The 14,145-nt window shown below is 36.3% G+C and carries 10 protein-coding genes; 9 read left to right on the forward strand and 1 reads right to left on the reverse strand.

What is annotated here, in order from left to right; all coding sequences use genetic code 11:
* The first annotated feature begins 4 nt into the window (after window positions 1-4).
* From AC07XN_RS06695 to AC07XN_RS06735, 9 genes are all read left to right on the forward strand, one after another.
* Complete coding sequence (locus tag AC07XN_RS06695; protein ID WP_494742483.1) at window positions 5-1,549, forward strand: glucuronyl esterase domain-containing protein; 1,545 nt, start codon at window positions 5-7, stop codon at window positions 1,547-1,549.
* 135 nt (window positions 1,550-1,684) lie between these two features.
* The gene (locus AC07XN_RS06700) at window positions 1,685-2,983 is read left to right on the forward strand and encodes a glycoside hydrolase (protein WP_494742484.1); all 1,299 of its coding nucleotides are present in this window, start codon (window positions 1,685-1,687) and stop codon (window positions 2,981-2,983) included.
* Window positions 2,984-3,672: 689 nt separating this feature from the next.
* Entirely contained in the window at window positions 3,673-4,548 is an 876-nt protein-coding gene (locus AC07XN_RS06705) for a non-reducing end alpha-L-arabinofuranosidase family hydrolase (RefSeq protein WP_309917780.1), read from the forward strand.
* Window positions 4,549-4,684: 136 nt separating this feature from the next.
* Window positions 4,685-5,695 carry a glycoside hydrolase family 43 protein gene (locus AC07XN_RS06710; protein ID WP_494742485.1) on the forward strand — a complete coding sequence of 337 codons (1,011 nt, stop codon included), beginning with the start codon at window positions 4,685-4,687 and terminating at the stop codon, window positions 5,693-5,695.
* A gap of 108 nt (window positions 5,696-5,803) precedes the next feature.
* Window positions 5,804-6,883: an endo-1,4-beta-xylanase gene (locus AC07XN_RS06715; protein ID WP_409014224.1), complete on the forward strand. Its 1,080-nt coding sequence runs from the start codon at window positions 5,804-5,806 to the stop codon at window positions 6,881-6,883.
* Window positions 6,884-7,094: 211 nt separating this feature from the next.
* A complete protein-coding gene (locus tag AC07XN_RS06720; RefSeq protein ID WP_309917774.1) occupies window positions 7,095-7,286 on the forward strand; it encodes a hypothetical protein in 192 nt (63 codons plus the stop codon).
* 160 nt (window positions 7,287-7,446) lie between these two features.
* Complete coding sequence (locus AC07XN_RS06725) at window positions 7,447-9,387, forward strand: family 43 glycosylhydrolase (protein ID WP_494742486.1); 1,941 nt, start codon at window positions 7,447-7,449, stop codon at window positions 9,385-9,387.
* A gap of 712 nt (window positions 9,388-10,099) precedes the next feature.
* On the forward strand, window positions 10,100-11,713 hold the full coding sequence (locus tag AC07XN_RS06730; protein ID WP_494742489.1) for an FAD-dependent oxidoreductase: 1,614 nt from the start codon (window positions 10,100-10,102) through the stop codon (window positions 11,711-11,713).
* A gap of 117 nt (window positions 11,714-11,830) precedes the next feature.
* Entirely contained in the window at window positions 11,831-12,640 is an 810-nt protein-coding gene (locus tag AC07XN_RS06735) for a sugar phosphate isomerase/epimerase family protein (RefSeq protein ID WP_494742487.1), read from the forward strand.
* Between the two features lie 21 nt (window positions 12,641-12,661).
* Here AC07XN_RS06735 and AC07XN_RS06740 read toward each other — a convergent pair.
* Window positions 12,662-14,145, reverse strand: a 1,484-nt coding sequence (locus AC07XN_RS06740) for a hypothetical protein (protein WP_494742488.1), incomplete at its 5' end; no start/stop codon positions are given.

The raw sequence follows: 14,145 nt of genomic DNA on the forward strand, positions 1-14,145 counted from the left end.
TACTATGAAAATATACTTAATATTTATTGGAGCTATGAGCCTAAGCTATTTAGGCTTATCGCAACAGACTGTCATTGATAGTAACAAATACCCGCCACTTACTACATTTACAGCACAGCAAGACCAAGCCAATATGATGCAGCAATTGGGTATTAAAAAACTAAGACCAGGACCCAGTGCTAATGAAGCCGACCCTAATCATGCCAACTATGATGAACAATTGGCCAATCCTTGCCCTTTATTATTAGATATTCTTACTGCCAAAAATGGCAAAAAAATAACTACTCCTACAGCGTGGTGGAATCAACGTCGCCCAGAAATCACTGAGGACTTTGAAAAAGAAATGTATGGGCGAATCCCTAAGAATATACCTAAAGTAACTTGGACAGTAAAAGTTACCGATAACGAATTTGTAGGGCGTGTTCCCGTAGTGGCTAAACACCTGATTGGTCATGTAGATAATACTGACTATCCTTTGATTGATGTAAACATCAACATGGTAGTGGTGTTACCGACTAATGTAAAAGGTCCAGTGCCAGTACTTATCATGTTTGGTTTTCCTAGTTTGCCAGCACCAGCACAGCCTATCCCGAGCGATATGGAGAAAATAAATCTGGCTTTTAAGGAAATGATGATAAAGGCTAATCCAGATTTAAAGCAGATTTTTGATAAGTACCCTGCTTATTCGCCTATCACCAGACTACCCGCACCTAGCTTTTTTGCACCGCCAGTCACGGGTGATTCTCCACCTACCGAGCAATTGTTAGCGGCTGGTTGGGGATATTGTACGCTAGAAACAGGTAGTATACAGGCTGATAATGGTGCAGGACTAACGCGCGGAATTATTGGTTTAGTAAATAAAGGACAACCAAGAAAGCCAGACGATTGGGGCGCTTTAAGAGCGTGGGGTTGGGGTGCATCCAAAGCACTAGACTACCTCGAGACAGAACCTTTGGTCAATGCCAAGCAAGTAGGAATCGAAGGCGTTTCTAGGTATGGAAAAGCGGCGCTAGTGGCAATGGCTTTTGACCAACGTTTTGCCTTAGGATTAATTGGCTCATCGGGAAAGGGTGGAACTACCCTACAAAGACGAGTTTTTGGTGAAGCAGTAGAAAGTTTGGCTAGTTCAGGAGGATATCATTGGTTAGCTGGCAATTACCTCAAGTATGCTACGGCTGAATCTTCTTTTGGGAGTAAAACAGGCTGTGATATTCCCGTAGACTCACACGAACTTCTGGCACTTTGTGCACCACGTCCTACTTTTGTGAGTTATGGCATACCAGAAAAGGGAGATGCTAAATGGCTTGACCAAGTTGGGAGTTATAAAGCTACCATAGCGGCAGGAACAGTATTTAAACTGTTGGGTGCAAAGGATTTAGGGGTAAGTAATGATTACAATACTGAAAATATGCCTCCCGTACTTTCTGGCTTACTCGACGGCGAATTAGCTTGGAGACAACACAATGGCGGTCATACGGATGCCCCTAACTTTCAGTTTTTCATTCCTTGGGCAAGTAAACTGTTGAAATACGAACGACTTACTAAATAATATCCCACAAACATAACCACCATTTTTTATGAATAGTGGTTATATTTTTCTTAGGAGTTTAAGAATTATCGAGCCGTTTCAGATGGCTTGGTGAGAGCCTTTATTGTCATTTATAAAACAAAACCTACTATAACTATGCAAAATTTGTTCAAATCTTTTTTCTATTTCTTCACGTTAATAGTTATCTGTTCAGCTTGTGAAAAAGCAGTTGATACTAATCCTGTTGTGGTTAAGCCCACACCTTTTAATATTAATATAAACCCCCAGACAACCTATCAGACAATCACAGGGTTTGGTGCAGCAAACAGAATGTGGGGGACACAATCGTTGAAACCTACGGAAGCAACAAAAGCATTTGGGGTAGATGAAAACCAATTGGGGCTTAGCATTTTCAGGGTAAGATTGTCTTCTAATAAAAATGAATGGCCTATTATTGTAGAAGCTGTAAAAGAGGCAAAAAAATATGGAGCAAAAGTATTGGCTTGTCCTTGGTCGCCTCCTGCAGCACTCAAGAGTAATAAAAGCGATATAGGTGGCCATTTATTGCCTGAAAACTACAAAGCATTTAAAGATTATATCAATGAATTTATCGTTTTTATGACTCAAAACGGCGCACCCGTAGATGTGGTTTCTATTCAAAATGAGCCTGACTGGAAAGCTTCTTATGAATCTTGTGATTGGACTGCCGACGACATGATTAATTTCTTGAAGGCTCCGGGCGAAATTATTGGAGCAAAACTTGCTGCGCCAGAATCTTTGAATTTTAACCAGAACATGACTAATGCCTTGCTATCGAATGAAGAGGCTTCTCAAAAATTTGACATCGTGGCGGGTCATATTTATGGTGGTGGTTTAGCGAAGTTCCCTTTGGCAGAGCAAAAGAAAAAAGAAATCTGGATGACTGAATTTTTATTGAATCTGGATACTGGAAATACTGGGGCTGCTAAATGGAATACTTATTCAGAAACTGCCAAATGGGCTGAAAGTATAAAAATGCTTGTTTCCGTCCATGATGCAATGACTAATAATTGGAATGCCTACATTTGGTGGTATTTGCAACGCTACTATTCATTTATTGGCGATGGGGAAGAGGGTACTATCAATGGAGAAGTGCTTAAACGTGGATATGGGTTCTCGCATTATTCAAAATTTGTCCGCCCAGGGTTTGTTCGCATAGGTACAGATTTCAGCACGAATACTTATTTAAAAATAACAGCTTATAAGAAAGGGACGCAGACGGTTGTGGTAATACTAAACCCAGAAAGTAATTCTGTTAAAAATGTTCAGCTAAATGGACTAGCTGCTACTACTGCTATTGCTTATACTACTACTGAAAAAGAAAATTTAACTAAGCAAAATTTGACTGTTACAAGCAGTATTGTGGAACTAAACGTAGCACCAAGTAGTATTACTACAGTGGTGATAAATAATTAGCATAACGATATTTAAAATGTAAAATTATACCCAGACCATTAAATAAGATATGCAACGTATATTGATAATGGTTCGTAACGTTATCTTTTTAATCTTTGGAAAATATATAAAAAAACTGATAGTAAAGTCTCGTTATTTTTAGCTCATATTATTGGAAATTTTCAAATGATATGAGCTAAAAATAGTTTGATAGGGAGACAATTTATAGTAGAAAAATATTATCACTAACACACAATATTCAGTCTCAAAAATAAGCATTTTAGTAGTTAAAGAGCCTCACTAAATAATTAAATAATTCTTGCAGTTACTCAAGCGATAAAGTAATGAACTTTATCGCTTACTTGTGATTAATTCATCACTTATCGTTTTTAAAAACTCATTTTTATATTAAAATGAATTGAATTTATCGTTTTATATTTTCCTTTGAACATTTGGAATACAGATATATTAATTTGTGCTACATGTTTTTTCACTTATTATTTTACTTTGCGATGTCTGAAATTTGGAGACAATCTATTGACTTCGGTTATCAACTTAAATATCCAAAATAATAATATAATCAATCTTAAATGATAAGCGTAGTGAATAAATGCAGTCTCAAAATAGTTCGATGGTTATTCGTTTTTTCGGCACTTATATGTTGCAAAAAAACAGAAGTAACGCCTACGATAATAAGCCCTCCTTATACGATGAAATCAAATCCTATTTGGAGAACTGGAGATAGGATTTTCTTAGAAGGAATTGCTGGAACTTTTGACGACGTTTCGGTAAAAGATCCAACGATTGTGAATGTTGATGGAAAATGGCATGTGTTCTATACTGGAAGAGACGCTACTAAATGGCGCATGGGTTATATTGCTGGTAAAGAGCTAACAGACTTGAAAAAAGCCGATAGAAATTATATGGCTTCATTAAATGGAGGGTCATATTTTTGTGCGCCACAGGTTTTTCAACTTAAATCAAAAAAAACTTGGTATTTAATCTACCAAAGCGGTTTAGGAGCAACTTTTTCAACCAATGCAGATATCAATAGTCCTCAAGGATGGTCAGCGGGTAAAGCCATGGGTTTTACCGATGGAATTGATTTTTGGTGTATCTCAGATGGCACAAAAATACATTGTTTTTATTCAGCTCAGGATGGCTCTTTTACGATTAAAAAACGGAGTACGCTTGTTGCTGATTTTCCCTATAAATGGTCTGAGCCAGTGGTAGTTGCTACAGATACTTTTGAAGCACCCCATGTATATAAAAATAAAGCGGATGGCAAATACTATATGATGGTAGAAGATATAAGACGCTACTTTGAAATATGGCAAGCATCAAGTCTTGATGGCACTTGGACAAAACTTAATGAAAAGTGGGCTGATTACGCTAATTTAATTGAAACGAATGAGCATTGGACAGACCAAGTATCGCATGGAGAAATTTTGCGTTCGGGGATAGATGAAATGTGTGAAATAGAAGATATAAATCATTGTCAAGTAATATTTCAGGGCGTAGTAAATGGCAATTATGCTGACTATGGAATAATTCCCTATGATTTAGGCATCATGCAAAACTATTAATCTTCATATAGAGGGATGTATTAGTTTATGATGATAATCAATTTTTGTAGTAAATATTAAACAAGTAGGTCGCAGAAATGACCAAAACTAATTTTAAGCAATGAAAAACAAGTCTATTTTTTTGATGATTGTTTCAATGACAATGATCACATTATCAGTAGTAGCACAAGAATCAAAAAAACAACCGATTTCACAGCCATTAATAAAGGAAATCTATACGGCAGACCCTTCTGCGCATGTTTTCAATGGAAAAATCTATGTTTATCCTTCACATGACATTGAATCTGGCGTTGCTCAAGACGATGAAGGAGGGCATTTTGATATGAAAGACTTTCACATTTTATCGATGGATAAAATTGGAGGGAAAGTGACAGATAATGGTGTGGGATTGTCTATTAAAGATATTTCTTGGGCGGGTCGTCAGCTTTGGGCACCTGATGCAGCCTTCAAAAACGGTATGTATTATTTGTATTTTCCCGTGAAAGATAAAAAAGATATATTCCGAATGGGCGTAGCAACTAGTAAAAGTCCGGTAGGCCCATTTAAGGCAGAAAAAGAACCTATCAAAGGTAGTTACAGCATAGATCCTTGCGTTTTTAAAGATAATGACGGTAGCTTTTATATGTATTTTGGGGGTATTTGGGGTGGTCAACTACAGCGTTATGACAAAAATACGTACTTAGGAGTAACAGATAATCCCAAGAAAGGCGAAGTGGCTCGTTTGCCAAGAATAGCAAAGCTAACCGCAGATATGAAACAATTTGACGGTGAAGTAAAAGAAATCAAAATTTTGGATGAGAATGGCAAATTGTTCTTAGAAGATAATAATGACAAACGCTTCTTTGAAGCTTCATGGATGCACAAATATAAAGGCAAATATTACTTCTCGTATTCAACAGGGGATACCCATAACCTTTGTTATGCCGTTGGCGATACTCCTTATGGCCCTTTTACTTACAAAGGTATAATATTAAATCCTGTTGACGGTTGGACAAGCCACCACTCAATTGTTGAGGTCAAAGGAAAATGGTACTTGTTTTATCATGATATTCAGCTTTCTGGAAAAACGCATTTACGAAATGTAAAAGTGACAGAATTGCATTATAATCCCGATGGAACTATACAAACGATTACTGCTTATAAATAGCAAAATATGTATTATTTGTTTGATTACTAGATAGTTCAATAAAATATAAAAAACTAAAATTATCCAATGATAAATAAAAAAACATTATTAGCACTTTTACTATGTGGCATGGTAGAGGTATCGGCAAAACCTCCGATAAAGCATACGAAATCTGTGAAAGAAATCCCTTCATTGAAGAAGGTATTTAAAAAAGATTTTGTGATTGGCACAGCCTTAAGTATTTATCAAATAGACGATAAAGACCCTCAGGCGACAAGTTTAATTGCTCAACAGTTTAATACGGCTACACCTGAAAATATTATGAAGGCTCAGATTATTCATCCAAAATGGGATGTATACAACTTTGAACCTGCCGATAAGTTAATAACCTACTGCAAAAACTTGAATCTTGAAGTGAATGCGCATGCGTTAATTTGGCATAGTCAACTGCCAAATTTTGTTCGCCAGATAAAAGATGCTGATTCTGTGAAAACTTTCTTTGAAAATCATATTACAACAGTTGCCAAAAGATATGATGGAAAAGTAAAAACATGGGATGTTGTCAATGAAGCACTCAACGAAGATGGAACAATGCGCAGGTCTATTTTTTTGAATAAATTGGGCGAAAACTTTGTTACTGAAGCTTTTAGACTAGCACAGCTTGCCTCACCAAAGTCAGAACTTTACTACAACGATTATAATAACGAACAACCTGCTAAAAGAGCAGGATGTATTGCGTTGATTAAAAAAATTCAAGCGGCAGGTGTAAAAATTGATGGTGTAGGGATACAAGGGCATTGGCATTTGGGCAAAATCCCGCTGAAACAGATTGAAGAAAGTATTGTGCAATATGCTGCTTTGGGCATCAAAGTAGCTTTTACAGAACTGGACATTGAGGTATTAAAACGTGATTTTCAAGGAGCTGACGTGAACCAACGCATGCAAAATTCTCCATCATTGAATCCTTATGCAAATGGATTACCCGACAGCCTTCAAACTCAATTAGCGATGGATTACGAAGCTCTTTTTAACCTGTTTTTGAAGCATAAAGACAAGATTTCTAGAGTAACTTTTTGGGGAGTACATGATGGACAAAGTTGGCTGAATGGATGGCCTGTACGTGGTAGAACAAACTATCCATTATTGTTCGACCGTAACTATCAACCTAAGCCTGCTTTTTACTCAGTGATCAGTACAAAGGGTAAGTAAAATAGGTAAGCCGATAAGGTTGGCAAGTGTTATCCTAAACGAGAAGATGAAAAATATAAAATCTATTTGTTAGCTATATTCTGTATAGTATTAGCAAGTGGAAGTTTTACAAAAAAATGCAAGGGGATAATGGTGATGACACCTATACCAATCCCCTAATTGCATCATACTTCCCAGATATTGACATTATACGTGTTGGTGATACCTATTAATGATGGTTAACAATGGAATAACGATTGATTCTATTCAATTAAAAATATCTGCCATTTACCTAATGACCCAGCCAGATTTTGGAACAGGATTAGCTAATTTTGGATATAGTACTGATAACAAAAGGTTTACACATTTAGGAAATACTTTAAAAATGAGGTTCAACCTTACGTTATTGACGGGAAATAAATAACCATGCTACTCAATTACTGGGAGGGTATATAGGTATTGATTGGTTCAGAGTTGACCCTACCTTTGGCTACCTTCCTGATAAAGGTACATTGACGATTAAATAGCTTTTTGAATCAATTTTAATTAATATCATCTTGATTATTCACTAAAGAAAACTTTGTATGAAATATAAAATAAATCAGTACATCTTATTAATAGGCTTATTATGCTTTACTAGCTCAGTATCTGTAATTGCACAAGATTTTTTCAACGAAGTAAAAACATACGTAAATCCTGTTTTACCTGGCGACCATCCAGACCCAACGATGCTAAAAGTAGGGGATGATTTTTATCATTGTGGCTCAAGCTTTCATTTTACCCCTTATTTACCAATCTATCATTCAAAAGATATGGTGCATTGGAAAGTTATTAGCCGTGTAGTACCACCAACGATAGGTAGCTTTGTCTCAGATAATCCATCAGCAGGAATTTGGCAGGGTGCTATTACGTATTTCTATGGCTCATATTGGATATATTTCTCTTCTAATGGACAATGGTTTAGCAAGGCCGATTCTCCGGCAGGACCTTGGTCTACGCCAGTACAGGTAAAGTCAAATCCGAAAACAGGACCATTAGGATATGACAATGCCATTTTTGTAGATGATGATGGCAAACCTTACATGGTTATCAAGAACGGACAAAAAACCAATCGTTTGCAAGAATTAGGCAAAGATGGTCAACTGACATCATCAGTGATTGATATGGACTGGGTAAATGCAAAACTACAATATAGTTGGGCAGAAGGTCCTGTTATGTGTAAGCGTAATGGCTATTATTATTACTTCCCTGCAGGGGATGTATCAGGAGGGCAATATGTAATGAGGGGTACGGCTTTGACAGGTGACTCAACCAAATGGGAACGATTAGGAGAGTTTTTTAAACCTATTACCGACCCAAAAGTAGGGTTCCGTCGTCCTAACCATATTTCAGCACCTATTCAATTGGCCGATGGAAGCTGGTGGACAATTGGACAAAGTTATGAAAAGTATGATGGTGATGATTGGTCAGGTACGGGTCGTCAAACATCGCTTTTCCCTGTGATTTGGGAAGGAGACCGCCCTTGGGGAATGGCTCCTACTACATTACCTATCGAAAGTCCTAATCTTCCCAAAGGTGAAATCAATTGGCGAAGTGTTGCGACTGATTATTTTGAGAAAGAAACCCTTGTGTTAGATTGGCACTTTTTGAGCAAGAAATATGCAGATAAATATTCACTTACTAGTAGAAAAGGTTGGTTACGCCTTGTTTCAGATAGTAGCAGAACTAGTATTGTTCAAAAGGAAACAGACCACTATTATTCAGCGGTTACAAAAGTAGATTTTAATGCGACTGATTCTCTAACCAAAGCAGGACTTTATCTGAGTAGTGGTAATCAAAAAGTGACAGTGCGTTTGTATAGTGGTTTCGAAAATGGTAAAAAAATCATTTTTAGTTTTGAAAAGAAAACACAGTCTATTCCAAACACCTTTGGTAATATCGTATGGCTTAAAGTTGTACGAAATCAACACAATCTGACGGGATATTGTAGTGGAGATGGCAAAGATTGGAAACAGGTAGGTGAGAGTATCAATTTGAGAAATCTTGATAAAACCCAACCAAATTATAATTCATGGGTAGGTACGAGCGTAGGGTTATTTACAGAAAAAAAACCTGCTGACTTTGATTTCTTTGTGTGTAAAGATGGTTTTACTGAACTTCCTGCGGTGGGTTATAGCAATTACTATGGCGTTGAAAAAGTAAAGGTTGGTACAGAAGATGTCGTTACGAATAATTCAAACTTGGGGGGATGGTTTATGCTATCTGGCGTAGAATTAGGAGATAAAAAAAGCAAGGAAGTACAAGTACAGATTTCAGCAAGTGTGACGGGTAAAATAGAGATTTGGTTGGATGATTTAAAAACGGGAAAATTGATAGCGACTATCCCTTTTTCTCCAACGGGTGTCAACAGCTTTAAATATATTAGCCAGAAAATAAAAGGGGTTTCAGGACAACACGATGTGTTTGTGAAATTCCCAACGGGCAATAGTAAAGCATTAAATGTAAAAAACCTTCTATTCAAATAATAATTACGAAAAATAACAGTTAGTTTTTAAAGCAGTAAACGGATATAGTTTACTGCTTTTTTAATTTTAATCGATTCTAATCGTCGAAATAGCATAGATTGCATATCCCTCTATGGGTGGCATGTAGCAAAATTTTCCAAAGAAAGACGGAATCCTATAGCTTGTTTTTTCAAAAATATAAATATTTTTTGCATTGCTCTTTTATTAGAGGCTTTAATCTCCAACGGTATTATCTGCTCTCCTTATTTGCTGCTGAATGGTCACAATTTATTAAAGAATAAGCAAGTAGTTGAAGGTTGCCTAGTCCATATTCTAAACGATAAAGATGTGAATAAACTTTGGGCTACGGAATACAATAAGGGCTTGGAAATAAAAGTATAATTAAATCAAGTTTTCAAGAAAGAACTACCCCAAGAGCAGATAGTTCTTCTGCTATTTCAAGCTAACTTGAAACAGAAGATTTCATTAATCGTAATTATTCCATAAAATATAATACGCTATTTTTGAATATTTCAGAGATAGTGTGTTTTTATTATAAGGCTTTTATTGAAGAATGTACCTATACAAACTTCAATACACATTGTCATCTTTTAGTCTTTTTAATAAAGCATATCTTCTTTATTTACTCTAAACCAATATTATTAAAATAAATGTTAAGCAGATTCAAGCTATGAAAAAAAACATATTTTTTGTTGTATCATTGGTTCTTCTCATGTCTATTCCGAAGACGCTTATTGCCGGAGCTCCCATCATCAGACAAGCCGATGTAATTATTTATGGAGGCACTTCTGCTGCCATAATTGCTGCGGTACAGGTAAAGAAAATGGGTAAATCAGTTATCGTTGTGTCGCCTGATATACATTTAGGAGGTTTGTCGTCTGGAGGTTTAGGATTTACCGACACAGGCAACAAAGAAGTAATAGCTGGTTTAGCACGTGAATTTTACCAACGATTATATCAACATTATCAGGATAATAGTGCTTGGAAATGGCAAAAGAAAGAAGAATATGGCAACAAGGGGCAAGGAACACCTGCCATTGATGGTGCTAACCGAACCATGTGGATATTTGAGCCACATGCAGCCGAGAAAATATTTGAAGATTTAGTAAAAGAAAACAAACTGGTTGTTTATCGGAATGAATGGTTAAATCGTTCACCAACAAGTATAGTAAAGACATCTGGAGGTATTCGATCTTTTCGAACCCTAAGCGGAAAGGTTTATCAGGCAAAAATGTTTATTGATGCTACTTATGAAGGCGACCTGATGGCATTGGCAGGAGTAAAGTATCATATTGGTCGCGAAGCCAACAGTGTTTACGGTGAAAAATGGAATGGCGTTCAACCAGGGGTTTTTCAGCACGGTCATCATTTTAAAACAAAGATTAGTCCCTATAAAATCGCAAATGACCCAAATAGTGGGCTTTTACCAGAAATTTCTTCTGAACCAATAGCAGAATATGGTTCTGGTGACAATAAGATTCAGGCTTATTGTTTCAGGATGTGTTTGAGCAGTAATCCAGCCAATAGAATACCTTTTGCCAAACCAGACGGATACAACCCAGCACGATATGAATTATTGGCAAGAGTTTTTGCTACAGGTTGGCGTGAAACCTTTGATAAATTTGACCTGATTCCCAATCGCAAAACGGATACTAATAATCATGGGCCTTTTAGTACTGATTACATTGGCAAAAATTATGATTATCCAGAAGCAACTTACGAGCGACGCAAACAAATAATTAAGGAACATGAATTATACCAAAAAGGCTTAATGTATTTTTTGCAAAATGATGAAAGTGTCCCTATCGATGTACGGAATAACATGCAAGAATGGGGTTTACCCAAGGATGAATTTAAAGATAATGGCAATTGGCCTCATCAGCTCTATATACGTGAGGCAAGAAGGATGATTGGCGAATTTGTGATGAAAGAAGCAGATGCCTTAGGAAAAACCCAAGTGCCTAAGCCAATCGGAATGGGTTCCTATGCTTTAGATGCTCATAATGCCCAACGCTATGTAACAAAAGATGGCTTTGTTCAAAACGAAGGTGATATAGGCGTGCATCCCGACAAGCCTTACTCTATTGCTTATGGTTCAATCTTACCAAAAGAACAAGAATGCAACAACCTATTAGTGCCTGTTTGTTTATCAAGTAGTCATATTGCTTATGGTTCAATCAGGATGGAGCCTGTTTTTATGATTTTGGGTCAATCAGCAGCAACAGCAGCTGTTCTTGCTATCAATGATAAAACGTCTCCTCAACAGTTATCCTACAATAAACTAAAAGCTGTTCTATTAAAAGATAAACAAAGATTAGAATGGTAAAAACTAAACTAGAAGAAGATAACATAAAACGATTTTTGTTTCTTGAGTTATTATGTTTCTGATGAATTAGGGGCTTTGAATTAATTTAGCATGGTAGTAAGGTGTAAACCATCACATATGAAACTTAAATTTTATGCTCCTCAGTGGGGCAATGTACTTCCTTTTGAAACTTTTTGTCACAACGTAAAGAGAGCAGGATACGACGGTGTAGAAATGGCTTTACCTTTTGATGAAAAAGAAAAAGCTGAAATACTGGCTGCCTTACATGATTTTGACCTTGAGCTTATCGGTCAATATTGGCAATCTCATGAAAAAGATTTAGACGAACATGCTGAGAACTATGAAAAGTATTTGAGAAACCTTATTTCGGCGAAGCCCATTTTCATTAACTGTCAAACTGGAAAAGACTACTTTACTTTTGAACAAAATAAACAGTTATTTGAACTAGCCAGTAGGATTTCTGAGGAAACAGGGGTTACCATTATTCATGAAACTCATCGAGGCAAAAGTCTTTTTGCAGCCCATATTACGCAGGAATATCTAACTCAACTCCCAGCTTTGCGGATTTGTTTAGATATTTCTCATTGGTGCAACGTCCACGAGTCATTATTGGATGATCAGCAGGACGCTGTAGCAAAGGCCATTGCTCATACTAATCATATTCATAGTAGAGTTGGTCATCCAGAAGGTCCACAGGTAAATGACCCACGTGCCCCAGAATGGAAAGAAGTACTACACGCACATTTATCATGGTGGGACAAAGTCGTAGCAATGCATCGACAACAAGGAACACAGCTTACTATCACTACCGAATTTGGCCCTGCTACTTATATGCCCGTACTGCCTTATACACAAATGCCTGTCGCTAATCAATGGGAAATAAATGTATATATGATGAATTTGTTGAAAGAGAGATATAATGCTTAATGGATGATAGATTTATTCGTTTCAATGCTTCTCAAACAATTGACTATATACCCATTTATCTAATTTCAGATTTTTGATAATGGGTTGATGATAAGGCATTTTTGAAAGGTCATTAAACGTATTCCATAGTTTTTGAGAACGATTATTTAATGTAAATACGTTTCTGAACACTTGAATGACTACTTTTTCAAGGGCATGGTATTTCTTTTCGATTTTCAATTTTCTTTCTAGCGATAGCAAATCATAACTCAAGTAATCAAAATTACCTAAACGATGATGAATCAATAAATTCAATATCCTAATTTCAGCATACAATGATGTGCCGAGGTCTTCTTGAAAAGCAGCTAGAATCTCGTTGACATATTGCAGTGCTATGGTATAATCTTTTGTAAAATAGTAAAGCCTAGCCAAAGTATAATAAGCTTTGATTTGAAGCTTGACGGGTACTTGTGCTATGCTTTTTTGAATTTCGCTTAGCTGATTGTTTACCCATGCTAGTCCTTGATGGGTTTGTTCTAAATCGTTATGAAGGTTAACTTGATATGAAAAAATAAGTACTTGTAAATAGTATCTGGTACTTTCATTGAGGGCTGGAATGTTTTGGAGTTTCGCTATAAAAAAAGCCATCTCTTCCCATTTTTCCATGGCTCTTAAATCGGTTAAAATACCTTCAATGCAATAGATGTAATACATTGGGTTGTCTATCCAAAGTGTTTGATGTTGCTCAAATAAATCTATCAACTCATAAAAAATAGCGATACTCCCTTTTGAATTGCCTACTGCTAAAAAGTAAGTGGACTGAAATTGTAAGTGCAACCGTTTTGACTCAAATGTTTTTTGTCTTGCTTGCTGTAAAATCTGACTTTCTTCTAACAGTAAATCATTGAGCTTTTCAATATCCGCCGAACTTCTGACCATCCCATTTTTGAGATACCTAAACCAAAGTATTTCATAAAGCATGGCTTGCTCGTGATGGATATTTTCTTGTTTTAACAAGGCTTTGAATTGTTCCTGCTTACGTATAAGCTCCGTTTCTGTAATGTCAGAAAACTGTAGACTTACCAAGTTTTGTAGTTCTAATTTACTGAGTAGTAAGTAAAAAAGATGTTTATCATGTTTAGCTGAAAGTTGAATGGCTTTGGCTAATCGCTTATTATACAAATCAATATGTCCCTTGTTGAATAGGATTTTACATTCCTGAACCATGTTTAAAAGTTGACTTTCAAGCGAATTTTCTTCTTCAAATAATCTCAGACTTTTTAAAATATTGGCATACAAATACTTTCTTGCGGGTTCTATAGATTTTGATGTGAGTTCATTTGCTACTCTTTGAGTTGCTTCTTCCTCAAAATTTGAACAACTATCCAGAATATCATAAAGTTGCATAAAAGTTTTAGACCCTTCCTGTATTTGTGTCGTTAACCTGAAATACCTCTTCTCTGCTTTTGATAAGGATTGTATTAATTTATGTAAAAGTAAGAGTTCAGATTTAGCCATATTTATAT

This window comes from Arcicella sp. GW458-12-2-14-TSB2, from assembly GCF_059423785.1.